General features: G+C 64.4%; 22 protein-coding genes. 12 read left to right on the top strand and 10 right to left on the bottom strand.

Going from position 1 to position 23929, the window contains the following annotated elements; all coding sequences use genetic code 11:
- The 5 genes from ACI2JO_RS17290 to ACI2JO_RS17310 form a co-directional block, all read left to right on the top strand.
- On the top strand, positions 1–1524 hold a 1524-nt coding region (locus ACI2JO_RS17290; RefSeq protein ID WP_404721855.1), incomplete at its 5' end, for a BamA/TamA family outer membrane protein.
- The gene (locus tag ACI2JO_RS17295) at positions 1524–2186 is read left to right on the top strand and encodes an OmpH family outer membrane protein (RefSeq protein ID WP_404721856.1); all 663 of its coding nucleotides are present in this window, start codon (positions 1524–1526) and stop codon (positions 2184–2186) included. The genes ACI2JO_RS17290 and ACI2JO_RS17295, both read left to right, overlap by 1 nt.
- On the top strand, positions 2183–2671 hold the full coding sequence (gene fabZ / locus ACI2JO_RS17300) for a 3-hydroxyacyl-ACP dehydratase FabZ (protein WP_404721857.1): 489 nt from the start codon (positions 2183–2185) through the stop codon (positions 2669–2671). The genes ACI2JO_RS17295 and fabZ overlap by 4 nt, the downstream gene beginning before the upstream one ends.
- Before the next feature lie 92 nt (positions 2672–2763).
- Entirely contained in the window at positions 2764–2994 is a 231-nt protein-coding gene (gene rpmE, locus ACI2JO_RS17305) for a 50S ribosomal protein L31 (protein ID WP_028965840.1), read from the top strand.
- A gap of 50 nt (positions 2995–3044) precedes the next feature.
- Complete coding sequence (locus ACI2JO_RS17310; protein ID WP_404721858.1) at positions 3045–3368, top strand: PilZ domain-containing protein; 324 nt, start codon at positions 3045–3047, stop codon at positions 3366–3368.
- Here ACI2JO_RS17310 and ACI2JO_RS17315 read toward each other — a convergent pair.
- The gene (locus ACI2JO_RS17315) at positions 3343–4911 is read right to left on the bottom strand and encodes a glycerol-3-phosphate dehydrogenase (RefSeq protein ID WP_404721859.1); all 1569 of its coding nucleotides are present in this window, start codon (positions 4909–4911) and stop codon (positions 3343–3345) included. The genes ACI2JO_RS17310 and ACI2JO_RS17315 overlap by 26 nt on opposite strands.
- Before the next feature lie 99 nt (positions 4912–5010).
- On the opposite strand from ACI2JO_RS17315, the gene ACI2JO_RS17320 reads away from it, so the two are divergent.
- Both ACI2JO_RS17320 and glpK read left to right on the top strand, forming a co-directional pair.
- Positions 5011–5805, top strand: a complete 795-nt coding sequence (locus ACI2JO_RS17320; protein ID WP_404721860.1) for an MIP/aquaporin family protein — start codon at positions 5011–5013, stop codon at positions 5803–5805.
- Between the two features lie 17 nt (positions 5806–5822).
- Positions 5823–7319 carry a glycerol kinase GlpK gene (gene glpK / locus ACI2JO_RS17325; protein WP_404721861.1) on the top strand — a complete coding sequence of 499 codons (1497 nt, stop codon included), beginning with the start codon at positions 5823–5825 and terminating at the stop codon, positions 7317–7319.
- A gap of 36 nt (positions 7320–7355) precedes the next feature.
- Here the strand turns inward: glpK and ACI2JO_RS17330 are convergent, their stop codons facing one another.
- The 3 genes from ACI2JO_RS17330 to ACI2JO_RS17340 all read right to left on the bottom strand — a co-directional run bounded on the left by ACI2JO_RS17330 (position 7356) and on the right by ACI2JO_RS17340 (position 12571).
- The gene (locus ACI2JO_RS17330) at positions 7356–8636 is read right to left on the bottom strand and encodes an MFS transporter (protein WP_404721862.1); all 1281 of its coding nucleotides are present in this window, start codon (positions 8634–8636) and stop codon (positions 7356–7358) included.
- Positions 8637–8650: 14 nt separating this feature from the next.
- Entirely contained in the window at positions 8651–11692 is a 3042-nt protein-coding gene (locus ACI2JO_RS17335; RefSeq protein ID WP_404721863.1) for a TonB-dependent receptor, read from the bottom strand.
- Positions 11693–11824: 132 nt separating this feature from the next.
- Entirely contained in the window at positions 11825–12571 is a 747-nt protein-coding gene (locus ACI2JO_RS17340; RefSeq protein ID WP_404721864.1) for a FadR/GntR family transcriptional regulator, read from the bottom strand.
- 208 nt (positions 12572–12779) lie between these two features.
- Between ACI2JO_RS17340 and ACI2JO_RS17345 the strand changes: the two genes are divergently transcribed.
- The 5 genes from ACI2JO_RS17345 to ACI2JO_RS17365 are packed head-to-tail and all read left to right on the top strand — an operon-like array spanning position 12780 to position 18800.
- Positions 12780–14186 (top strand): DUF1080 domain-containing protein, encoded by a 1407-nt coding sequence (locus ACI2JO_RS17345; protein WP_404721865.1) that lies wholly within the window; start codon positions 12780–12782, stop codon positions 14184–14186.
- A gap of 13 nt (positions 14187–14199) precedes the next feature.
- Positions 14200–15513 (top strand): Gfo/Idh/MocA family protein, encoded by a 1314-nt coding sequence (locus ACI2JO_RS17350; protein WP_404721866.1) that lies wholly within the window; start codon positions 14200–14202, stop codon positions 15511–15513.
- Between the two features lie 59 nt (positions 15514–15572).
- On the top strand, positions 15573–16367 hold the full coding sequence (locus ACI2JO_RS17355) for an FAD:protein FMN transferase (RefSeq protein WP_404721867.1): 795 nt from the start codon (positions 15573–15575) through the stop codon (positions 16365–16367).
- The gene (locus ACI2JO_RS17360) at positions 16367–17629 is read left to right on the top strand and encodes a Gfo/Idh/MocA family protein (RefSeq protein ID WP_404721868.1); all 1263 of its coding nucleotides are present in this window, start codon (positions 16367–16369) and stop codon (positions 17627–17629) included. The genes ACI2JO_RS17355 and ACI2JO_RS17360 overlap by 1 nt, the downstream gene beginning before the upstream one ends.
- A 13-nt stretch (positions 17630–17642) precedes the next feature.
- Positions 17643–18800, top strand: coding sequence for a Gfo/Idh/MocA family protein (locus tag ACI2JO_RS17365; protein WP_404721869.1), 1158 nt, complete (start codon positions 17643–17645; stop codon positions 18798–18800).
- A gap of 48 nt (positions 18801–18848) precedes the next feature.
- Here ACI2JO_RS17365 and ACI2JO_RS17370 read toward each other — a convergent pair whose 3' ends face one another.
- From ACI2JO_RS17370 to tmk, 6 genes are all read right to left on the bottom strand, one after another.
- Positions 18849–19013 carry a hypothetical protein gene (locus tag ACI2JO_RS17370; protein WP_404721870.1) on the bottom strand — a complete coding sequence of 55 codons (165 nt, stop codon included), beginning with the start codon at positions 19011–19013 and terminating at the stop codon, positions 18849–18851.
- Entirely contained in the window at positions 19010–19774 is a 765-nt protein-coding gene (locus tag ACI2JO_RS17375; RefSeq protein ID WP_404721871.1) for an MBL fold metallo-hydrolase, read from the bottom strand. Before ACI2JO_RS17375 ends, ACI2JO_RS17370 begins: the two co-directional genes overlap by 4 nt.
- Positions 19771–20550 carry a TatD family hydrolase gene (locus tag ACI2JO_RS17380; RefSeq protein ID WP_404721872.1) on the bottom strand — a complete coding sequence of 260 codons (780 nt, stop codon included), beginning with the start codon at positions 20548–20550 and terminating at the stop codon, positions 19771–19773. The genes ACI2JO_RS17375 and ACI2JO_RS17380 overlap by 4 nt, the downstream gene beginning before the upstream one ends.
- Positions 20550–22100: a methionine--tRNA ligase gene (metG, locus tag ACI2JO_RS17385; RefSeq protein WP_404721873.1), complete on the bottom strand. Its 1551-nt coding sequence runs from the start codon at positions 22098–22100 to the stop codon at positions 20550–20552. The genes ACI2JO_RS17380 and metG overlap by 1 nt, the downstream gene beginning before the upstream one ends.
- 210 nt (positions 22101–22310) lie before the next feature.
- The gene (locus ACI2JO_RS17390) at positions 22311–23303 is read right to left on the bottom strand and encodes a DNA polymerase III subunit delta' (protein WP_404721874.1); all 993 of its coding nucleotides are present in this window, start codon (positions 23301–23303) and stop codon (positions 22311–22313) included.
- A complete protein-coding gene (gene tmk, locus ACI2JO_RS17395; protein ID WP_404721954.1) occupies positions 23300–23929 on the bottom strand; it encodes a dTMP kinase in 630 nt (209 codons plus the stop codon). Before tmk ends, ACI2JO_RS17390 begins: the two co-directional genes overlap by 4 nt.

Below are 23929 nucleotides of genomic sequence, written 5' to 3' on the forward strand. Positions count from 1 at the left end.
CGCGAAGTGCGTCTGGGTGAGGGCGACGCGTTCAACAGCTTCCAGGTGAAGCGCTCGCAGGATCGCATCAACTCGCTCGGGTTCTTCCAGGACAAGTTCGAAATCAAGCAGACGCCGGGCTCGGCGCCGGATCGCGTGGTGCTGGACGCCAACGTCGAGGAGCGGTCGACCGGGCAGCTGCAGCTTTCGGCGGGCTTTTCGAGCCTCGAACGCTTCATCATCCAGGCGAACATTACGCAGAACAATTTTCGCGGCAAGGGGCAGACGCTCAGCGCTGGCGTTAATTATTCCAGCTACTCCAAGTCGCTCCAGCTCGGCTTCACCGAGCCGTACGTCTTCGACAAGAATATCGCGCTGGGTGTCGACGTTTTCCGGCGCGATTATAACGCGTTCAACTTTATCGGCACGAACCGCAATACCACGTACAGCCAGGTATCGACGGGTTTCCAGATTCGCACGGGCGTGCCGCTGACCGAATACTGGCAGCTGGCCGGACGCTATCAATTTTCCTATGATGAGGTCGGGCTGGACCAGAACAGCTTCTACACCAACGGAAAGTGCGATCCGCTGAAGGCGGGGCGCTATCTGTGTGATTCGCTGGGGAATCGTCTGACGTCATCGATCGGCTATTCGCTGATCTTTGACAGTCTCAACAGCCGCCTTCGCCCGACTGCCGGACAGCGGTTTGTCTTCAGTCAGGATTTTGCCGGCCTCGGCGGCGATGTGAAGTACCTTCGCTCCAAGCTCGACTTCTCCAAGTTCGTCAATCTTGGCAGCGGGTTCATCGGCTCGTTCGTCGGCGAGGGCGGCTATATAAAGTCGCTGGAAAAGTCGCGCGGCCCGGGCGTCGACCGGGTTCGCATCAACGATCGCTTCTACCTTGGTGAGCCGCAATTCCGGGGCTTTGACATCCGTGGCGTCGGGCCCCGCGTCCAGCGCCGCTATTACACCACTGATTCCACGGGCAAGCAGATCCTGATCACCGATCGCGATCAGCTGGTCGATGATGCGCTGGGTGGTACGGCCTATTATCTCGGCCGGTTCGAAGTCGAGCTGCCGCTCGGGTCGGGCGCGCGCGAGATGGGGCTGCGACCGTCGATCTATGCGCAGTTCGGCAGTCTGTTCAACATCACCGAGCCACTCAAAACGGCGACTTTCGACACGACCACTGATGCCAACGGCAATACGGTCGTGCTACCGCTGGCGGTCAAGGACACTGCGGGTAACCCGCTTTACTCATACGTCAACGCCGCGGGCGTGCTGGTGCCGACCACCTGCGCCGCCGGTATTCCGAACGGGAATGGCGGGTGTAACGGCATTGTCCCCAATTCGCCGCAGATTGCGTCGCAACCATTTGAAGAGCGCTTCCTTGGCAATTCGGCAAGGCCGCGCGTGTCGGTGGGCATCGGCGTGAACTGGAATTCGCCATTCGGGCCGCTGCGCATCGATCTCGCCAAGGCGCTGATCTCGCAGCCGGGCGATGATCGTAAGCTTATCACATTCAACGTAGGGACTCAGTTCTGATGACCAACTTCAAGCACCTTCTGCTCGCCGCTGCGCTCGTGACGCCGGGTGCGTTCACCGCCGCGTCCGCGACCGCACAGGTTGCCGGCATCGCCGTGGCCGATCCCGAGGCGGCCGTCGCGAATTCCAAGGCATGGGCAACCGCACGTACGCAGATCCAGACGACCTACAAGGCGCAGCTCGATCAGGCGAACACGCGCCGCCAGGCCGTCCAGGCCGAGCTGCAGCCGCTGGTTGTCGCCTATCAGAAGGCCGCTGCCGCTCCCGGTGCGACCGAGGCCTCGTTGCGCACCCAGGCGCAGGCGATCCAGACCCGCGAGCAGACCGCCAATGCCGAGTTGCAGCGTCTGACCGGTCCGGCAACCCGCGCGCAGGCCTATGCGGTCGAGCAGATCTCGGCCAAGCTGCCGGACGCGGTGAACGGCGCCGTTCGCGCCAAGAACGTCAGCCTGCTGCTGCGTCCGAACGCCGCGCTGTTCGCACAGCCGACCACCGACATCACCTCGGCGATCACTGCCGAGCTGGACCGCCTGGTTCCGACGGTCGGGATCACTCCGCCCGCCAACTGGCAGCCCGGCCAGCAGGGTGAGGCTGCCGCTGCTGCGCCCGCCACCGCCCCGGCCGCACCGGCGGCGACCACCCGCACCCCCACCGGCCGGTGAGCGAGGCGACGAGCGACGCAACGGGCGGGCCGATCGGCCCGCTCGACATCGTGGATGTGATGGCGGCGCTGCCGCATCGTTACCCGATGCTGTTGGTCGACCGGGTCGAGGAGATCGTTCGCCATCGCTCGATCCGTGCGATCAAGGCGGTGACGATCAACGAAGGCTTCTTCCAGGGTCACTTCCCCGGTCGCCCGATCATGCCAGGCGTGCTGATCGTCGAGGCGCTGGCGCAAGCCGCCGGCGTGCTCGCGGTCGAAAGCCTCGGTCTCGCCGGTTCGGGCAAGCTGGTCTATTTCATGGCGATCGACGGCGCAAAGTTCCGCAAACCGGTGGAGCCGGGCGTGCTGCTGACGCTTGAAGTGGAGTTCGTCCAAAAGCGCTCGTCGGTGTGCAAGTTCGCCGGCGTCGCGAAGATCGACGGACAGGTCGCCGCGGAGGCGAACTTCACCGCCATGATCGCGGATCCGCCGAAGCGCGGCTGACGCGACGACGGCTTTGACTTCGGCGCGCGTTTCGATTAGGCGCGCGCCTTCCTTTCAGGCTGGTCGGAACCAGCCATTTCGGAGCACGACCCATGAAGAAAGACACGCATCCCGACTATCATATGATCAAGGTCCAGATGACCGACGGCACCGTGTATGAGACTCGCTCCACCTGGGGCAAGGAAGGCGACACGATGACGCTCGAGATCGACCCCTTGGCGCATCCGGCATGGACCGGCGGCCGTGGTCAGGTGCTCGACGCGGGCGGCCAGGTCGCGCGCTTCAACAAGCGTTTCGGTGGCGGTCTTACGCTGCGCAAGTAATTGCAGCAGCCTTAACTCCCCGTTAAGCATGGCGGCGTAGGCTCGCCGCCATGTTCGCAGCCGAATATACCCCTGCCGCTCGCCCTTTTCGCCGCAGCAAGCGTGCGCGTCTGGAGCTGGAAACCCCTGCCGAGCAGAGCGGCATGGCACGCACCTTATGCAAGGTCGTGGATCTTTCGGAGCATGGGTGTCGCCTGCTGACCTTCTCCAGCATGGATCGCAATCAGCCGATCTGGCTCAACCTGCCCGGCCTTGGCATGATAGCCGCGATGGTGGTCTGGGCGGACGATCTGGTCGCTGGCTGCGTCTTTGCGTCACCCCTGTCGGCAGACGCCTTCAACGCGCTGGTCAGTCGTCATGGCTTGATCCACTAAGTCGTTGGGCAAGATAGGCGTCGAGCCGGGCAGCCGTACCCGGCGGCACATGCAGGCCGAGCTTGCTGCGTCGGAAAAGAACATCCTCGGCGCTTGATGCCCATTCGTCGTCACACAGATAGTCGACCTCGCGCGTGAACAGACCGCCGCCGAAATCTTCTCCCAGATCCGCGGTGGTTTTGGCATTCCCGAGCAACCGTTCGGCGCGGGTGCCGTAGGCGCGCGCCAGTCGCCGGAGCAGCGGGGCCGGAAGCGCAGGATAACGCGCCTGCAACGTCTTCAGATATCCCTCGAAATCGGCATCGGCGATATCACCGCCGGGTAGCGCAGCATCGGCGGTCCAGGCTGGGCCAGCCGCCGGGAAGAACCGCGCCAGTTCCTGAAGTGCATGTTCGGCCAATTTGCGATACGTGGTGATCTTCCCGCCAAAGACGCTCAACATCGGCGCGCCGTCCTTGCCGGTATCCAGATCGAGCACGTAATCGCGCGTGACCGCAGAGGCGTTGGCGGCATGGTCGTCGTAGAGCGGACGAATACCCGAATAGGTCCAGACGATCTCTTCCGGTGTCACGCTTTGCTCGAAATAACGCGCGATGGTGCCGAGTAGATAGTCGGTTTCCTGCTGGTCGATGACCGCGCGGCCCGGCTTGCCCTGCCAAGCCTCATCGGTGGTGCCGACCAGCGTGAAGTTCTGCTCGTATGGAATGGCGAAGACCACGCGACGATCCGGGTTCTGGAGCAAGAAGGCATGTGCACCGTCGTAGAGTCGCGGCACGACGATATGGCTGCCCTTGACCAGTCGCACGCCACGATCGCGACGCGCGTCGGGTATGACATCGAGCACATTCGCGACCCACGGCCCGGCGGCGTTGACGAGTGCACGGGCGCGGACCTGGTGGCGGCCGGAAGCGTCTTCGATCGTTGCGGTCCAACCGTCGGCGCCTCCGCGGCGCGCGTCGACAAGGCGGGTGTGGGTCAGGATCGTCGCACCGCGATCAGCGGCGTCGCGCGCGTTGAGGACGACGAGTCGGCTGTCTTCGACCCAGCAATCCGAGTAGACGAACGCCTTGGGATCGCCCGGCTTCAGCCCGCGGCCAACCCGATCGCGATCGAGTGCGACCGTGCGCGTGGCCGGCAGCCGATCGCGCCCGCCGAGATGATCGTAGAGAAACAGGCCGAGCCGCACGAGCCACGCCGGGCGCGGCGAATTGCTTTGCGGGAGGACGAATTCGAGCGGCCAGATGATGTGCGGTGCCATCCGCCACAACCGTTCGCGCTCGATCAGCGCCTCGCGTACCAGCCGGAACTCGCGATATTCGAGATACCGTAAGCCACCGTGGATCAGCTTGGTGGAGGCTGAAGACGTGTGGCTGGCAAGATCGTCCTGCTCGACCAGCAGCACCGAGAGCCCGCGCCCGGCGGCGTCGCGGGCGATGCCGGTGCCATTGATGCCGCCGCCCACGACCAGCAGATCGACATCGAAAGCGGCTGATCCTGTGGATTGCTGCACCTGACCCTCGTAGCGGTTGAGTTCGGGCAACATATGGCAAGTCCCGCGGTTGCTTCAAAGCGGCATTGACCTGCCGCACAAACACAGGAAGGTAGCTGCAGCGCCCGTGTGAGGCGCGGGGGAGGGCAGCGCGTGACGGGGCAGCATGGCTTCAGGGGCGAATTGATCGCCGAAGCACTGGCGGTGGCGATCATCATCACCTTGGGCGATTCCGCGGCGGCAATGCTGATCCTCTATGATCCCAGTCCGTATGCCACCGCTTACTGGGGCGTATGCATCGCCTGGGGCCTGGCGGTGACGCTGGCGATCTACGTGACCGGGGCGGTGTCGGGAACGCACGCCAATCCGGCGGTGACGGTGGCGCTCGCACTGTTCCGCGACTTTCCCAAGCGCAAGGTGCTGCCCTATGTCGCGGCGCAGGTGCTCGGAGCGATGATCGGCGCGGCGCTGGTCTATCAATTGTTCGGCCCGGTAATCGAGGCGTTCAATAGCGCGCACGGCCTGACCCGCGCCACGGGCGGTGCGGCAGGCGTGTTCTTCACCGCGCCCGGCGCGCATATCACCGCTGGCCATGCCTTTTGGGATGAGGTGGTGCTGACGGCGATCCTGTTGCTGGGCATTTTCGCGATCACCGACGAATTCAACACGCAGGCGCCGATGGCGAATGCCAGTGCACTCATCATCGGCCTGCTGGTCGCGTGCATCGGGGCGTCGGCGGGGTATCTTGAGGGATGGCCAATCAACCCGGCGCGTGATTTCGGCCCGCGGCTGTTTTGCTGGCTGATCGGCTGGGGCGACTCTGCGCTGCCCGGGCCCGGAAATTACTGGTGGGTGCCGATCGCCGGTCCGTTGGTGGGTGGGGTAACCGGTGCGGCGATCTATCAATATCTGGTACGCCCCTATCTGCCGCCTCGCGCGCAGCGCTGACAATCGAGGAGAGAGACGTGGCGGGTCCGCAGCATATTTTGGCGATCGATCAAGGCACCACCTCTACGCGCGCCATCGTTTTCGATGCGGCGACGCAGCCGGTCGCGACTGCTCAGCGCGAATTCACACAGCATTACCCGCAGCCGGGCTGGGTGGAGCACGATCCTGAGGACATCTGGCGCGATACGCTGGCGACCGCGCGCGAGGCTGTGGCGAACAGCGGGGTAGGCGCTGAGGGCATTGCGGGGATCGGCATCACCAATCAGCGTGAAACCGTTGTGGTCTGGGATCGTGCCACCGGCGAGGCGATCCACAAGGCGATCGTGTGGCAGGACCGGCGCACCGCCGAGCTGTGCGCGCGATTGAAGGAAGCCGGGCACGAAAGCGCCGTGCGCGCCAAGACCGGGCTGCTGCTCGATCCGTATTTCTCCGCAACAAAGCTGGCGTGGATCCTCGACCATGTCGAGGGCGCGCGCGCGCGGGCGGAGCAGGGTGAGCTCGCGTTCGGGACGATCGACAGCTTTCTGCTGTGGCGGCTGACCGGGGGTGCGGTCCACGCTACCGACATCACCAACGCCAGTCGCACGTTGCTCTACGATATCCATGCGCAACGCTGGAACGAGGAGTTGTGCGCGCTGTTCGACGTTCCGATGGCAATGCTGCCCGAGGTGCACGACAACAGCCACATCTTCGGTCATACGGCCGACGGGCTGTTCGACGCCGCCATCCCGATCGCCGGGGTGGCCGGCGACCAGCAGGCGGCCCTGTTCGGGCAGGCGTGTTTCGCCAAGGGCATGGTCAAGTCGACCTATGGCACCGGGTGTTTCATGTTGCTCAACACCGGCGAGGAAGCGGTCGCGTCGGAGCATCGGCTGCTGACGACACCTGCCTACCGGCTGGGCGGCCAGGTGACCTACGCCCTGGAGGGGTCGATCTTTATCGCCGGAGCAGCGGTGAAATGGCTGCGCGACGGCATCGGCGTCATTACTCACGCGCGCGACACCGACGATATGGCGACGCAGGTTCCTGACAGTCACGGCGTGTATATGGTCCCGGCGTTCGTGGGGCTGGGCGCGCCGCATTGGGACCCGGACGCGCGCGGCGCGATCTTCGGGCTGACGCTGGGCTCGACCCAGGCGCATTTGGCGCGTGCGGCGTTGGAGGCGGTCGGATATCAGACAATGGATCTGGCCGATGCGATGGTCGCGGACGGTGGAGATCCGCCTGCGACGATCCGTGTCGACGGCGGCATGGCGGCCAATGACTGGCTGTGTCAATTCCTCGCCGACATGTTGCAGGTGCCGGTCGAGCGCCCGCGCCACCTGGAGACGACCGCGTTGGGCGCGGCCTTCCACGCCGGATTGGCAACGGGCGTGTGGAAGGACCTCGACGCGCTGGCGGCGACCTGGGCACGTGGTGCGTGCTTCGAGCCGAAAATGGCCGGGGAGGCTCGCGCAACCCTCGCCGCCGGGTGGCACGCAGCCTTGGCCAAGACGCTGACGGTTCAGGATTGATCCGTTACCCCGCGTGGAGCGCGGGGTGACGCCTGATTAGCTGGTCGCCTTGCTATCGAGCTTTGGTACCAGCAGGTGAACGAGCAGAAGGGCGATCAGGTAGGCGCTGCCGGCCCACAGGAACACCGGAACATAGGTGCCGACCGTCTCCAGCACCTGCCCGACGTACTTGGCCATGATCATCCCGCCGACCGCGCCGGCCGCGCCGCCGATCCCCATGACGGAGGCAATCGAGGTGCGCGGGAAGGTATCCGACACCATCGTGTAGAGGTTCGACGACCAGCCCTGGTGCGCCGCCGCCGCCAGCCCGATGATCGCGACCGCCGCGGTGAGGCTCGACACGCTGCTGGCGAAGACGATCGGGGTCACGAGGATCGCGGATACGAGCAGAGCGAGCTTCCGCCCCGCGTTGACGCTGAAGCCGCGCTTGATGAGCGCCGATGACAGCCATCCGCCGCCAATACTGCCGACGTCCGCGAGCAGATAGACTGCGATCAATGGCGGGCCGAAGGTCTTGAGATCGAGGCCGTGCCGCTTCGCGAAAAAATCCGGCAACCAGAAGAGGAAGAGATACCAGACTGGGTCGGTGAGAAATTTGGCGATAACGAACGCCCACGTCGCGCGGCGACGGAACAACTGCCGCCACGGGATCGGCGCGGTCCCCGCGTCATTATCCTGATCGGCGGTGATATAGGCCAGTTCCTGCGCGCGAACGCGCGGGTGCTCTGCGGGGGCGCGGTAGAAGAGCAGCCATGCCGCCAGCCAGATAAAGCCCAGCGCGCCGGTAATGATGAACGCGGCGCGCCACCCATAGCTGAGCGCGATCATCGGAACGACGATCGGCGTGGCGATCGCACCGACATTGGCGCCGGCGTTCAGGATACCCGCCGCCAGCGCGCGCTCCTTCTTGGGAAACCATTCGGCGACCGTTTTGATTGCTGCGGGGAAGTTGGCAGCCTCTCCAAGCCCCAGTGCGAAGCGCGCCATGGCGAACCCGCCGGGGCTGCGCACCAGGGCATGGATCATCGCCGCGACGCTCCACAGGGTGATCGCAGCAGCATAACCGAGCTTCGAGCCGACCTTGTCGATGATCGGCCCACATGCCAGCAGCCCGATCGCATAGGCCGCCTGGAACCAGAAGACGATCGTGCCATAGTCGATCTCGGACCAGCCGAGCTCCGACTGGAGCGTGGGCTTGAGGATGCCGATGACCTGCCGATCGATGTAATTGATCGTTGTGGCGAAGAACAGCAGGGCGCAGATCACCCAGCGAATGTTGCCACCCGCCTTGAGCGGTGCAGGGCTTTGATCGGTCATCGGCATCCGTGAGGTCAGAGCTGGAAGTTGATCGCGAGCGCGTAAGTGCGCCCGAAATAGGCGGTGTAGAGCGGATCCTGACGAACGGTGTCTACCGTCAGTCGGTTGGTCTCGTTGGTGATGTTCGACACCTCGGCGATCAGCTTGATATTTTCCGTAAGGTTATACGACGCGGAAGCGTCGACGAAGATCGAGCTGGAGTTCGAGGTGGAATCTGCGTCGACCGAGCCGCTCGGCACCGCGGTAAGGAACGACGAGCGGTAGTTGACAGTCGAGCGGATGCTGAAACGGCTGTCCTCGTAATAGAGCGTGCCGCTGGCGGTTTCCGGCGAGAGCCCGACAAGCGGCGCGGTGCGCGAGAGTGTCGGTGAGATGATGTAGTTGATGTTCGAGCGCACCCGCGTGAAGTTCGCCAACGCGCCGAAGTTGCTGAGCGCCCCCGGCAGGAAGCGGAACGGCAGCTGCACATTGACCTCGAATCCGCGAAGCGGACCGCCCGGCGTGTTGTTGCTGCGCTGAACGGTGAATTGGTCATTGCCGTTCAGCAGCGTGCCCGACAGCAGCGACAGCGGCAGGCCGATGTCCTGGAACGCGACGCTCGTGCTGGTCGTCTGGATGTAGGTTTCGATATTCTTGTAGAAGTACGCGAGCGAGATCAGCGAGCCCGGCGCGAAATACCATTCAAGCGCCGCGTCGAACGTATTGGCGCGGATCGGCTCAAGGAACGGATTGCTGAACGACGCCGTCTGGATGACCAGGTTGGCGCTGCCGGCGGGGATCAACTGCCCGTAGGAAGGGCGCGACATCACGCGCGAGGCGGACAGACGCGCGATCAGATCGGGCGTGACGTTGAGCGCGAGGTTCATCGACGGCAGCCAGTCGTCATAGGACCGGCCGACCTCGGAAATGACGAAGCGCGAGGCGAACGGCGCACCGGCCGGCGCGGCGGTGGTGATCGGGCCGTAGGTATCCAGCTTCGTATGAACGTAGCGCACCCCGGCGTCGCCGCGCAGCTCGAATGGCAGCACGTTGCTGGTATCGAACTTGAACATCATATAGCCGGTCGAGTATTTCTCGCTGACCCCGCCGTAGGTGCCGCGCGCACACTCGACGTTGCAATAGCTGTAGGTATCGAAATTGACCGCGCGCCGGAACTTGTCAGGGTCGACCGCCACGAAATCCTGAAGCTGGCCGCCGAGATTTTTGCCGACACCGGTGGTGACAAAGGTGAAGTCGCTGATCGACACGCCGGCGGGCAACGCCAGCGGCGTCGTATTCGTCAGTTGCCGTTCGCGCGCCACATATTCGTTGGTGCGATATTGACCGCCGACCTGCACCGTGAAGCCGGGAGCGGCCTTCCACTCGGTGTTCAGCTCAAAGGTCTTACTGGTGATCGTGTTACGACGGATGAAATTGGACAACTGCCCGCGCTGATCACCGGTGGCGAGCGGCGGACCATATTGGAAGACCGCCGGATTGGTGGTGTCGATGCCGTAGCCGATCTTCGGAATGTCGGGATTGTCGCGGAAGTCGATGGACCAATTACGCGTGTCGTTCGAATCGATTGCAACCTGCAGTCGGTTTACGTCGAGTTCGGAACGATTGATGCCGGCAAGACCGAAGACCCGAAACGTGTCGGAGAAGCGATGGTCGAAGTTGAGATTGACCTGCTTGTACTCCGAGGTGAACTTTTCGTCCTGCATCTCCGAGCGGAGATCGACACCGTCGAACAGTCCGTGGATCAGCGAGCCGTTGTCGTCGACCTCGATCTCGCGCACCGACGTGAGCGGCTGACCGTTGTTCGATAGCGCACGACCGAACGAGCGCGCGTCGAACATCGTGTCGAGGCGGTTCACCTTGAAGCGTGAATAAAGGCCGTCGATCGAGATGTCGGTGAGATCGCTCGGCTTCCACTGCAGCGTCAGCGATCCCGCGATGCGCTGCTGATCCTGGCTGCTCTTCACCGGGCGCGGCAGGCGCGGCAGGAACACGCCGCCGCCGGGGCGTCCGTTCGCACCCGTGCGGCTCATGATGTAGTCATAGGCCGCTGCGGTGCCGGTGCGGGGATTGTTGGTGCTGCAATTGTTGGCGTCCGCGCCGATCGAGGCGCCGTTCGACTGGTTGAAGCCGATACCGGGGCTGTTCACCGCCACGCCGCGATAGGTGTAGCCGACGGGAGTGCAGAAGGGGAGGATCAGCGAACGGTTCGGGCCATTGCCGATGAGCGGGTCGGTGGATGTCCGTGGAACACTCGATGGCGCCTCAAGTCCGTAGACATAGGTCGGAACCACATCAACGGCAGAATAGGCGTATTCGTCGATGCGCCGCTTGGAATAAGCGATGCTGCCGAGGATCCCGAACGTGTCGCCGAACTTCTTCGAGAAGAGCGCCGACAGGCGCGGGTCGACGTCCTTCTTGATGTCGTTGTAGATACCGCGTGCGGTGCCCGAGAAGACAAAGTCTTTCTTCTGGTCGAACGGGCGGGGCGCGCGCAGGTCGACGGTCGCGCCTAGCGAGCCTTCCTCGACATCGGCCGACATCGTCTTGCGCACCGACAGCGCCGAGAAGATTTCGGTGGGGAAGGTCACGAAGTCGAACGATCGCCCCGTCGCCACGCCACCGCGGATGTCGCTGCCGCTGACCTGTGACACGCCTTCCATGCCGTTGATCCGCACGCGTGTGAATTGTGCGCCGAGCCCGCGAACGGAGATGTTGCGCCCCTCGCCCCCGTCACCACGCGACAAGGCAACGCCTGGGATGCGCTGCATCGATTCGGCTAGGTTCGAGTCAGGAAATTTGCCGATGTCTTCCGCGACGATGCTGTCGACCGCGGCCGTTTCCGTGCGCTTCTGGTTGAGCGCGTTGTTCAGCGACGCGCGGAAGCCGGTGACGACGATGTCGGCGACCTGTCCCTCGGGAAGTTCCTGATCCGCGCTGGCGGCGGCCGGAGAGGGAGCCTGTGCCCCTGTTTGGGCGGAAAGCGGCGCGGCGGCGACCATGCTCATCAAGCTGATCGAAACGTACAGATGACGCTTATAGCGGTGCTGACTGTTCAAATGCCCTCTCCCTGTCGGCCGGCGCGCTGCGTTGTGCAGGCCGGCCGCTGTCTTGTGACAGTCGACCGAGCGCGTCCTTGCCTAGTTGTCAGGTAACATTGTCAGTCCATGCTGACAATGCGGCACCTCGCTTTAAACTGAGCGGCGGGCAAGCGCGTGACGCCGTTGCGTCGCCTCCGCGCGTGCGCGTTCGACTGCCTCGGTTTCCGTAACGTCGAGCAGGTGGTCGATGACCCGCGACAGATGGTCGCGCATCGCGTTTCGCGCGTCGACAGGCGAACGCGCCTCAAGCGCGGCAAGGATGCGGCCATGTTCGGCCATCCGACTTTCGGTCCCGAGGCTGCCAGCCTTCACAAGCACTTCGCGCGCAAGCGGCGAGCGGAAGCGCATGTCCCAGAAGTCGGTGACGGCTGCGATGATAACTGCGTTGCCGGTCGCTTCGGCGATCGCGATGTGAAAGCGTCGATCCGCATCCTCTGCTACCGTGACGTCACTCTGCTCCATTTGCCCGAGCAGCCCCCTCAATTCAGCGAGCTGCGCCGCATCGATCTCGGTAGCGGCGACGGCGGCCACCTCGCCCTCCAGCAGTCGACGGGCCTCGGTGATCTCGAACGCGCCGATATCCAGTTCGCGGCCCGCGTCGGTGGGGCCGGTTGCCAGGACGAATACCCCCGATCCTTTGCGCGCTTCGACAATTCCCTGCATTTCCAGTGCGATCATTGCCTCGCGCACCGTCGGGCGACTCACTCCGAAGCGCTCGGTCAGATCGCGTTCGGCGGGCAGACGCGCGCCGACCGGATAGATGCCGGCAGCGATGTCGGCCATGATCGCGTCAACGATCCCGCGATACAGCTTGCCGCCACTTTCTGTCTTACGCATCGATCGTCCCGTTCCGTCCGCAGGGCGCATCGACCGTGACCGCGCCAAGCCTTGCTCTAGCGCAACGTAGGGCAGCCGCCAATGTCTGACATGTCTATTGCAAGTGGTCGGGCCGCGACCTAGGCTCCGGCACGGAGAGGTGCACAGCACCCGACACATGACGAGCCCGGCACCAGTGCCAGGCCCGCAACTTAGGGCAGGGTGCTTGATGAAGGTCCGTACTTTGGCAGCGGCGGCGTTGCTGGCCACGACATTGTCCACCGCCGGGAGCGCCCGGCCACCGCAATCGGCCCGCCAGAGTGCGCCGTGGCGTGATGTGACACCGCGCGCCGGGCTGGCCGGCTGGCACAAGGTCGGCGGCAATGCCACCTATGACGTCGCCGGTGGAGAGTTGGTCGGCCGCGCCGAGCCGGGCAAGACGAACAGCTGGCTCGTGTCCGATGCACGATATGGCGACTTCATCATCGAGTTCGATGCCAAGACAGATCCGGCGCTCAATTCCGGCGTGATGATCCGCGGGCAAAGCCGGCCCGATTACCAAAACGGCGTCGTCTTCGGCTATCAGGCGGAGATCGACCCGTCGAAGCGCGCGTGGAGTGGCGGGCTCTATGATGAGCAGCGGCGCCAATGGCTCTACACGCTGGGACGCAACGAAGCGGCGCGGCGCACCTTCCGTTCGGGCGACTGGAACCATTATCGCGTCGAGGCGATCGGCAACCGGCTGCGGACGTGGATCAACGGCATACCGGCGGCGGACGTCGTCGATGATATGGATGCGCGCGGCTTTATCGCTTTTCAGGTCCACGCGATCCCTGACGACGAGGCGGCACGCCACCCCGAAGCGCGCTTCCGCAACGTGCGGATGATCACCGATCGCCCGGCGCGTTTCGCGATGCCCGCAACGGGGCTGCCGCAGCAGGGCTGGCTGTCGAATCGCTTGTCCGCGGGTGAGCGTCAGGCTGGCTGGAAGCTGTTGTGGGATGGTCAAACCGCAGCCGGGTGGAAGGCGGTCAAGAGCAATGGCTTCCCTGCGAAAGGCTGGTCGATGGCCAATGGCTTGCTGACGGTGCAGGGCGCGAACGGGGCCGAATCGACCAACGGTGGCGACATCATCACCACCCGAGACTATCGGAATTTCGAATTGTCGGTGGATTTTCGCCTGACCGAAGGCGCGAACAGCGGAATCAAATATTTCGTCGACCCTGATCTGCAGAAAGGGGAGGGGTCGGCGATCGGTCTGGAATATCAACTTCTCGACGATGCGCGTCATCCCGATGCCAAGCGAGGGCGAGATGGCAATCGCACGCTCGGCTCTCTCTATGACCTCATCCCTGCGCGCAATCTTTCCGACCCGGACAGTCCCGGGAAGCGGATCAACCCGCCGGGCGAATGGAACCGCGCCGTGATCGTGTCGCGCGGGCGACACGTTGAACATTGGCTCAACGGCTTCAAGGTCGTGGAGTATGAACGTGGCTCGCCCGAGTTTCGCGCGCTGGTGGCACAGAGCAAATATGCCAAATGGCCGGCGTTCGGAGAACGGACACAGGGGCCGATCCTGTTACAAGACCATGGCAATCGCGTCGACTTCCGGTCGATCAAAATTCGCGAATATTGAGGGGGATGGACCGATGATCGATCGCCGAACGATGTTGACCGGAGCCGGAGCCGCTCTTGGAGTCGCGATCAGCGCGCGCAGCTATGCACAGATCAAGGGCGCTAACGACCGGCTGCGGGTAGCGGTGGTGGGCGTCAACGGCCGTGGCCAAGCGCATCTGAGCGCCTTTGCCAAGCAGCCGAACGTGACGATCACGCACCTCGTCGACGTTGATTCCGACGTGCTCGCCAAACGCGCGGCAGCGTTCGCCGCCAAGGGCAACAGCGGCGTGAAGACCGAGGGCGACTATCGGCGCCTGCTCGACCGGAAAGGCGTCGACGTCATCACCGTGGCGACGCCGGACCATTGGCACGCCAAGCTCGCGATCGATGCGATGGATGCAGGCCGCCATTGCTACATGGAGAAGCCCATCGGCATCGCGCCGGCAGAGGGTGAGGCGCTGATCTCGGCGCAGAAGCGCACCGGGCGCACCCTGCAGGTCGGCAATCAGCAACGATCGAGCCCCGAAACGCAGCAGCTCGGGGCGCTGATCCGTGCCGGCGAACTGGGTGACGTCTATGAGGCGCAGACCTGGTATGCGAATAACCGTGGCTCGATCGGCAAGGGCAGCGTCGTCCCGCCACCCGGTAATCTCAATTGGGATCTGTGGCAGGGGCCACGGCCGCGCGGCGACTATCGCTCGAACCTCGTTCATTACAATTGGCACTGGTTCTGGAAGTACGGCACCGGCGAAATCTGCAACAATGCGATGCACGAGCTGGACGTCGCGCGCTGGCTGATGGGGCTCACCTATCCCAAGACCGTGACCGCTCGCGGGGCGAAGCGTTTCCATGCCGGCGACGATTGGGAAATGTACGATTCGCTTGCGCTTGACCTGATCTATGATGGAGACCGCGCGATCCGCTGGAAGGGCGAAAGCTGCAACGCGCAGCAAACCTACGGACGCGGGCGCGGCGTGTTGCTCCTCGGCACGAAGGGGTCGGCGGTGGTCGACCGCAACGGCTTCGAATTGTATGACCTGGCAGGCAAGCAGATCCGGCAGGTAAAGGCCGCCGCGACGTCGGAAACCACGGGAACGGTCGGGGAGGGCGTGCTCGACGTCTATCATGCGCGAAACTTCGTCGACGTGATCCGCGGCAACGCCTCTGTGCTGGCGTCGCCGATTGCAGAGGGACATGTCAGCACGACGCTCTGCCACCTTGGCAACATCGCCTACCGGACCAACAGCGTCCTGACGATCGATCCTGCCACCGGCAAACCAGCGGATGCGGAGGCGATGAAATTGTGGACGGTAGACTATCAGCCCGGCTGGGAGGTCAGGGCCTGACACAGCCAGCCATCTCGACGATTGGTTCTCCAGCCACGGGGGAGTTGTGCTTCTCCGCAATGGGCACGCGCGTCGAGTTGCACCGCTTCGGCGACGGCGCCGCTGAAGCGCTGGCGGCGGCGCAGCGCGCAATCGAAATGGTCGACGACGCGCTGACGATCCATCGTCCCTCGCCAGCGACGGCGATGAACGACGCGCTTCGGCGCGATGAGGCCGCGCCGATCAGCGATCCCATTTTGCTCGACGCGTTGATCCGGATCGATGAAGCGCGCGTCGAGACGGCGGGACTGTTCGATCCGACCGTCGATCGACGTCAGGTGGGCTCGGGCTGGTCGCAACTTCGGCTGGACCGCGAGGCGAAGACGATCGCCAGCTCTTCACCGATCGCGCTCGACTTCGGAGGTTTCGGTAAGGGCTATGCGCTCGATCGTGCCGTCAGCGCGCTTCGCGACGCGGACGTACGGTGCGCATTGCTGTCCGCCGGGGAGAGTTCGATCGCCGTGGTCGGCGAGCATCCGCTCGGCGGCGCCTGGTCATTCGCAATCCCTGATCCACGTCATCCCGACGTCACGCTTGTCGAGGTCGAGCTGATCGATGAAGCCCTGTCTATATCGGCAACGATCGGCGCCGGGCTTGCTGCGCCAGAACGCGCCGCGCTGCTGCGCCCCGGCGACTGCACCCCGGTCGTCGCTCCGCGTACCGCGGTGGTCGTGAACCGCAGCGGGGCGATGGCCGAAATGTTGAGCACCGCCCTGATCGTGGCGGATGACGCGGCCATGGGATGGCTGCATGTTGGCAAGCGACGGATGCTTTTCGATCTCGCGTCCGCTCAACCCACCAGGATGTTTGCGTAATGACCGACCAGCTTTTTGACCTGACCCGCCGGACCTTTCTCGACCGGGTGCTGATGGCGAGTGCCGGCAGCATCATGGCAACCGCAACGCCCTGGGTCGCGATGGCCGCCGCTGCGGAAACGGCGGGGGCAGGCAAGGTCCGGCTAGGCGTGATCGGCACCGGCGATCGAGGGCGCGCATTGCTTCAGAACATCGCCAAGACGCGGAATTGCCGGGTCGCGGCGATCTGCGACACTTACGCACCGAATCTGGTCAAGGCGCGGCAGTGGGTGGCGGCGGGCACGCCCGAGTTCAGCGACCATCGCGCGATGCTCGATGCCAAGGGGCTGGATGCGGTGGTGATCGCAACGCCGCTTCACCGCCACGCGCAGCATACGTTCGACGCGATGGACGCGGGGCTGCACGTCTGGTGCGAAAAGGCGATGGCGCGGACGATCGCCGACTGCGGTGCGATGGTCGAGCGCGCACGTACGCGCGGGAAGGTGCTGCAGATCGGGCATCAACGCATGTTCCATCCAACCTATCTCAACGCGTTGCGCCGCGTAAAGGCAGGCGAGATCGGCCCCGTCACCCAGATACGCGCGAGTTGGCACCGCAACAATGCCTGGCGTCGTCCAGTTCCGTCTGACAGTGACGATCGGCGCATCAATTGGCGACTGTACCGTGAAAGTTCGGCCGGGTTGATGACCGAGCTGGCGACGCACCAGCTTCAGGTCGGCAACTGGTTTCTCGACGCAGTGCCAACACGTGTGATCGGCTCGGGGAGCATCTGTTTCTGGAAGGATGGGCGGGAGGTCTATGACCATGTCGCGCTGATCTACGAATATGCCGGCGGGCGGAAGGTCATCTATACGTCACTGCTCAACAATGCGCGTTACGGGTGCGAGGAGCAGATCCAGGGAAGCAAGGGCACGATCGAGCCTGAGCTTGGTCGTATCTATCAGGAGGTGCCGCCGCGTGCGTTGGCCTTGCAGCGCATGCAGGCCGATGTGAAGCGCGGCCACAAGCGCACCATTCCCATTGGTGGCGCGACCTGGTTCCCGGAACTGCCCGTGACCACGCCCGGCGAGTCGCTAGGTTGGGGCGAATATGACGAGACAATGCTGCAGTTCGAAGGGTTTGGCGAAGCTGTCCGCTCGGGCAAACCGCTCCCGGGCTTGTTGCAGCAGGCCTATTACGCGAGCGTAGCCTCGCTGCTTGGCGAACAGGCGATGGACCGCGGTATGGCAATGACGTGGCCGACCTCGCTGGTCACGGTATGAGGGGATAATGACGATGACGCATTCCGATCGGCGCGCGGTGCTGGGCATGGGTTTAACGGCAGGACTGATGGGGCTGGCGGGCGATGCTCTCGCACAGTCCGCCACGCGCGGCGACGCGCCAACCGAGACGGCGGTCGCCAAGCCTGCGCCCGAGGCGAAATATCGTGTGCCGTTCGCGGTCATCGGCATGGATCACAATCACATCTACGGCATTACCGACGCGATGATCCGCGGGGGCGGGGTGCTCACCAGCTTCTATGCCAGCGATCCCAAGCAGGTCGCGGCTTTTCAGAAGCGGTACCCGGGCGCAAAGCTGGCGCGCGGTGAAGATGAGATCCTGCAGGACCGCGCGATCAAGCTGGTATGCAGCGCCGCGATCCCCAGCCTCCGCGCGCCGCTCGGCATCCGCGTCATGCGCGCGGGCAAGGACTATCTGAGCGACAAGGCGGCGGTGACAACGTTGCAGCAGCTTGCCGAGGTGCGCCGCGCGATCAAGGAGACCGGGCGCAAATATGGGATCATGTATTCCGAGCGACTGGAGGTGCCCGCCGCCGTAATGGCTGGGCAGATGGTGCATGACGGCGCGATCGGGCGCGTGATCCAGACGATCAACCTCGCGCCGCACCGCCTGTCGGCGCCGAATCGGCCGGATTGGTTCTGGGACCCGGCGCGCAACGGCGGCATCCTGACCGATGTCGGCAGCCACCAGGCCGATCAGTTCGTCTATCTGACAGGCAGCACGCGCGCGCAGGTGCTGGCGTCGCAAACCGGCAATTTCGCGCACCCGGATCATCCGAAGTTCGAGGATTTCGGCGATATGATGCTCCACGGCGACGGTGGTGCGGGGTATATTCGCGTCGATTGGTTCACCCCGGATGGCCTGCCGACCTGGGGCGACGGGCGGCTCTTCATCCTTGGCACCGAGGGCTATATCGAACTGCGGAAATATGTCGACATTGCCGGACGATCCGGCGGCAACCATCTGTTTATCGCGGATCGCAAAGGTACACGCTACATCGATTGTTCGAAGGTGCCGCTACCGTTCGGGCCACAGTTCATCAACGATATCGTTGAGCGAACGTCCGTGGCGCAGGATCAATCCGGCGCATTGTTGGCGGCGGAATTGGTGCTGACCGCGGAGGCGCAGGCAAAGCGTGCGACGCCGGGCTGAGAGGAGGCTTCAGCATCCTCCGTCACACCCCTTTCTTGATAATCAACGTTATGTAAAAAAGCGTGTAGAAAAGCCCAGAAGGATAGCTATTGCCAGCCAGATTGCGCCATAAAGCAACGTTGTACGCCATGGTACGCGCCGCGCCAGCAGCGCCAACAGCGGCAGGATCAGCATGAGAATGAGGAACGCAGCACGGATCACCGTGTCGCTCATGCCTGCCACTCCCAGCCGTCAAACCCGGGCTCGATCCCAGTCGGAAGTTCGGCACAAAGGCCGGCATAGTCCATCGATTGATCCATGTGGACCAACGCCGTTCGGCGCGGCTTGAGATCGGTGCACCAGCCGAGCACGGTCGCCAAATCGGGATGCGTCGGGTGGGGCTTGCGGCGCAGGACGTCGACGATCCACACGTCAAGATGCTGGTAATGATCTCGCATCTCGTCCGTCATCCCACTGATATCCGTCGCGTAACCAACGACGCTCCCTCCGGCTTCAAAGCGAAGTCCGGCCGACGTGATGCTGCCGTGCGGTTGATCGACGACGGTGATTTTGATCGCTCCGACGTGAAAGTGATCCGATAGATCGCCCAGATCAACCGTCGGTGGATAACCACTGTTACCTTCAAACACATAGCCGAACTGCCGCCGCAACGCCGCGGCGGTGCGCGGACGTGCATAACCTCGCACCGGGTGGCCAAGTGTATGATAAATTTGGCGAAGGTCGTCGATGCCAAAAACGTGATCGGCGTGTTCGTGTGTCCAGATAACCGCGTCGAGCGTCGAGACCTCGGCCTCGAGCAACTGTTGCCGCATATCAGGGCTGGTATCGACGAGGATGCGGGTGCCGTCATGCTCGACAAGTATCGAAGATCGCGTCCGAAAATTTCTCGGCTCGGTCGGGTCGCAGGCGCCCCAGTCGTTGCCGATGCGGGGGACGCCGGACGAGGTGCCGGAGCCGAGGATGCGAACCTTCACGCTGGGCGCGTCTTGCTGAACAATTGATGGAAGTTTCTAGCGGTATAGTCCTGTAAATCGGTCACTTCTTCACCGCGTAGCTTGGCGAGAAACGCTGCCGTATCCGCGACGAAAGCGGGCTCCCCGGGTTTGCCGCGGTGCGGGATTGGCGCGAGAAATGGCGCGTCCGTTTCGATCAGGAGCCGCTCGCGTGGCAAACGGGAGGCGGTTTGCTGGAGATCGGTTGCGTTTCGGAACGTCACGATGCCGGAAATAGAGATGTAGAAACCGAGTTCCAGCGCGGAATCGGCGAACGCGGCGCTCGCGGTGAAGCAATGGATGACGCCGGTATACGCCCCCTGCTCCATCTCGTCGCGCAGAATCGCCAACGTGTCATCTTCGGCATCTCGGGTGTGGACGACGATTGGCACCTGCAGTTCGCGTGCCGCGGCGATGTGCGCCCGAAAGCTCGCCTGCTGGCGCGCGCGATCGGAGTGATCGTAGTGATAGTCGAGCCCGCTCTCGCCGACGCCGACGATACGCGGATGCTGGCCGCGCGCCACCAGTTTGGCGGTATCGACGTGCGGATGGGCGTCGGCCTCGTGCGGGTGGATGCCGACCGTCGCCCAGACGTCGGCCTCGCATTCCGCGGTAGCGAGAACGGCGTCCCACTCGCTTTCCCGCGTGGCGATGTTGAGCATCGCGGTGACACCGCGTGCACGGGCCCGTTCGAGCACCGCCTGCTGTTCTTCAACCAACCCCTTGTAATTGAGGTGGCAATGGCTGTCGGCGAGCATCAGGCCGGCTCCGTTTCGGCGGGCATTTCCAAGCGGGGAAACGCGGGCGTCGGCGTCGCGAGCACGAAGCCGGCGTCTACCTGACCCGCATACCATGCATCGTCATCGATCGCGGCATGGCTGCGATCCTCGACGCCGAGCAGATCGAGCACGCGCCCGGCACCGACCGGTACAACGGGCAGGATCGTGATCGCGAGCATTCGGATCGCCCGCACCAGCGTGCCGAGCACGGCGTGCATCCGTTCAGGGTCGGTCTTCCGGAGTGCCCATGGCGCCTGCGCGTCGATATATTGGTTGCAGGCGAAAACGCCGCGCATCCACGCCTCAATGCCCTGGCTGAGCATCAGGTCGCCAAAGGCCGCCTTGAAGCCGGCGCAGGCGACGACGACCTCCTCGATCAATTGCGCATCGGCCGCGTCCGAGTGCCCCGCCTCGGGAAGCGCACCGCCGAGGTTCTTGGCGATGAACGACAAGGTCCGCTGCACCAGATTGCCGAAGGCATTGGCCAGTTCGGCATTGACGCGGGTGACGATCGCGTCGGCGGCATAGCTGCCGTCCTGTCCGAAGCTGACCTCGCGGAGCAGAAAGTAGCGCAGACCGTCGACGCCGAACGCATTCGCGAGATCGAGTGGATCGACGACGTTGCCGAGGCTCTTCGACATCTTCTCGCCGCGATGAAGCAGGAAACCGTGACCGAACACCGTTTTCGGCAAGGCGACGCCGGCGGACATCAGGAAAGCTGGCCAGTAGACGGCGTGGAAGCGGACGATGTCCTTGCCGATCAGATGCAGATCGGCCGGCCAATGCGGCATTTCGCCGTCGGGGTAGCCCGCGCCGGTCAGGTAATTGGTCAACGCGTCTACCCACACGTACATGACGTGCCCCGGACTGTCCGGCACCGGGACGCCCCAGTCGAAGCTGGTGCGCGAAACCGACAGGTCAGACAGCCCGCCCTCGACGAACCGCAGAATTTCGTTGCGGCGGGACTCAGGGCGGATGAAGTCGGGATTGGCGGCGTAGAAGTCGAGCAACGGCTGCTGATATTTCGACAGGCGGAAGAACCATGTTTCCTCCGCCGTCCATGTCACCGGCGTTCCCTGCGGCGAGAGCTTGCTCCCCCCCTCCCCGTCGACCAGTTCCTTCTCGTCGTAGAACGCTTCGTCGCGGACCGAATACCAGCCCTCGTAGCGGTCAAGGTACAGGTCGCCCGCCGCCGCCATCGCGCGCCACAGCGCCTGACTGGCGGCATGGTGGTCAACGTCGGTGGTGCGGATGAAACGATCATAGCTGATGTTCAAAGCGTCGCACATCGAGCGAAAATGGCCTGACATTTCGTCGGCAAGTGCGCGGACCTCGACGCCCCGGTCACGCGCGGTCTGAACCATCTTCAGGCCATGTTCGTCGGTGCCGGTCTGGAACCGTACGTTGCGTCCGGCCTGACGCTGGAAACGCGCGATGGCGTCGGCGGCGATCGCCTCATAGGCATGGCCGATATGCGGACGGCCGTTGGGATAGCTGATCGCGGTGGTGATATAGAAGGGGTCGCCCATGCCGCCTCACTAGGGTTTGATGGTTCGCAGAACAAGCGGGCGGTCGCAGCGAGCTGGATGGGCTCATGATCAATGTGCGGGCGCGGCCCGTGCCTGCGTCCTCGCACATGAGCGTGACACACGAGCCGAGCGCCGTGCGTCAGACCGGCCGCGAACCATGGCAGACAAAAGTCCCTGCTTGCGCCGGCGCGACGGAGCGTGATGGAGCGGCTAGCGGTCAGTCGTATCGGCGGCAGCGAGGCGCGCGACAATCCCGGTCATTTCGTAGACGGTGCCCTGCGTGTCGAGCGAAAGGCTGCGCGCCGCAGCGGCGACCTTGCGCGCCTCGTCATAGGCGTCCAGCGCGGCGCGCAAATCGGTGCCGACGCGGAGCGCGGTCATGCGGGCAATGACGGTCGGCACCCGATCGAGGAACGCCTCGTAGCGCGGCTGCGCCGCCTTGGGAGACAGCGCGCGGGCAAGCGCCGATCGGCGGGTCAGGGTCGGATCGCCGTCGCGCCCGATCGCCTCGACGGCGGCGTCGATCGCGCCGAGATCGAGCCCGGCGTAACCAGCTGCGCGGCCGGGTGCCCCCTCCCCGATCCGCACCAGCGCCGCGTGCTCGTCAGGATCGGTGTCGGGGAGGATGCCAGCGAGTACCGCCGCCATGTCGGCGTCGTCGAGCGGATCGAAGCGCAGCAGGCGGCACCGCGAGCGGATCGTAGGAAGCAGTCGGCCGGGCGCGTGGCTGACCAGCAGGAACACCGTGCCGGCGGGCGGCTCCTCAAGGCTCTTGAGCAAGGCGTTTGACGCGCCGGGGCGTTCGAGATCGTCCGCGGCGTCGATCACGATCACGCGGCGTGGCGACAGCGAGGGCATGGTACCGAGGAACGGTCCGAGGCTGCGGATCTGGTCAACGGTGATCGACCGGGCGAGTTCGTCGTCCTTGTCCTTCTTTGCTAGGCGGCGCAGCACGCGCAGATCGGGGTGCGAGCCCGCCGCCATCAGCTTTGCGGCGGGATGATCGTGCGGGACGTCGAGGCCAGGGGGAAGCGTGCCGGGCGTCATGGCATCGGCGAGTAGCCGCAGCGCCGCCGCTTGCGCGAACGTCGCCTTACCGACGCCAAGCGGGCCGGCGAGCAGCCAGGCGTGGTGGAGCGCGCCACCGGTGCTCGCGGCCAGGAAGGCGTCGATCGCGGCGCGATGGCCACGCAATGTCGTCACGGCAGGAGGTCCACCAGCGCATCAAGCATCGCGGCCGTCACCGTCTGCGGCGGGAGCATCGCGTCGATGCGGCGGAAACGCGCCGGCTCGCGCTCGGCGAAGCCCGCGAAAGCGGTGGCAACGGCAGCGTGAAAAGACGGGTCGCGCCGGGCGAACCGATCGGCGGCGGCACCGTCGCGAGCGGCAGCGCGGGCCGCGCCGATGTCGGCGGGGAGCGCGAGCAGGAAGGTGCGGTCGGGGAGCAGCCCATACGATCCGAAATCGTGCAGCGTGCGGATCGCCTCATCATCGATCCCGCCAGCCAGTCCCTGATAGGCGCGCGTCGAATCGAGATAGCGGTCGCAGATCACCCAACGACCCGCGTCGAGTGCGGGGCGGATCACCTTCTCGACATGGTCGGCGCGCGCGGCGGCAAACAGCAATGCCTCGGCGCGTGCGCTCCAGCGCGTCGCCTCACCCTGCATCAGCAACGCTCGGATCGCCTCGGCACCCTCGCTGCCGCCGGGCTCGCGCGTGACGACGGAGTCGATCCCGCGCTCGGCAAGCGCGGTGGCGAGCGCGCGGACCTGCGTCGACTTGCCTGCCCCCTCCCCGCCTTCGAGGCTGAGGAACCGCCCTCTTGTCAC

This window comes from Sphingomonas sp. NPDC079357, from assembly GCF_044901155.1.
GTDB lineage: Bacteria > Pseudomonadota > Alphaproteobacteria > Sphingomonadales > Sphingomonadaceae > Sphingomonas.

Coding starts and splice junctions, on each gene's coding strand:
- ACI2JO_RS17295 (WP_404721856.1), top strand. CDS start 1,524: ATGACCAACTTCAAGCACCTTCTGCTCGCCGCTGCGCTCGTGACGCCG.
- rpmE (WP_028965840.1), top strand. CDS start 2,764: ATGAAGAAAGACACGCATCCCGACTATCATATGATCAAGGTCCAGATG.
- ACI2JO_RS17310 (WP_404721858.1), top strand. CDS start 3,045: ATGTTCGCAGCCGAATATACCCCTGCCGCTCGCCCTTTTCGCCGCAGC.
- ACI2JO_RS17315 (WP_404721859.1), bottom strand. CDS start 4,911: ATGTTGCCCGAACTCAACCGCTACGAGGGTCAGGTGCAGCAATCCACA.
- ACI2JO_RS17330 (WP_404721862.1), bottom strand. CDS start 8,636: ATGACCGATCAAAGCCCTGCACCGCTCAAGGCGGGTGGCAACATTCGC.
- ACI2JO_RS17340 (WP_404721864.1), bottom strand. CDS start 12,571: ATGCGTAAGACAGAAAGTGGCGGCAAGCTGTATCGCGGGATCGTTGAC.
- ACI2JO_RS17345 (WP_404721865.1), top strand. CDS start 12,780: ATGAAGGTCCGTACTTTGGCAGCGGCGGCGTTGCTGGCCACGACATTG.
- ACI2JO_RS17350 (WP_404721866.1), top strand. CDS start 14,200: ATGATCGATCGCCGAACGATGTTGACCGGAGCCGGAGCCGCTCTTGGA.
- ACI2JO_RS17355 (WP_404721867.1), top strand. CDS start 15,573: ATGGGCACGCGCGTCGAGTTGCACCGCTTCGGCGACGGCGCCGCTGAA.
- ACI2JO_RS17360 (WP_404721868.1), top strand. CDS start 16,367: ATGACCGACCAGCTTTTTGACCTGACCCGCCGGACCTTTCTCGACCGG.
- ACI2JO_RS17365 (WP_404721869.1), top strand. CDS start 17,643: ATGACGCATTCCGATCGGCGCGCGGTGCTGGGCATGGGTTTAACGGCA.
- ACI2JO_RS17370 (WP_404721870.1), bottom strand. CDS start 19,013: ATGAGCGACACGGTGATCCGTGCTGCGTTCCTCATTCTCATGCTGATC.
- ACI2JO_RS17380 (WP_404721872.1), bottom strand. CDS start 20,550: ATGCTCGCCGACAGCCATTGCCACCTCAATTACAAGGGGTTGGTTGAA.
- metG (WP_404721873.1), bottom strand. CDS start 22,100: ATGGGCGACCCCTTCTATATCACCACCGCGATCAGCTATCCCAACGGC.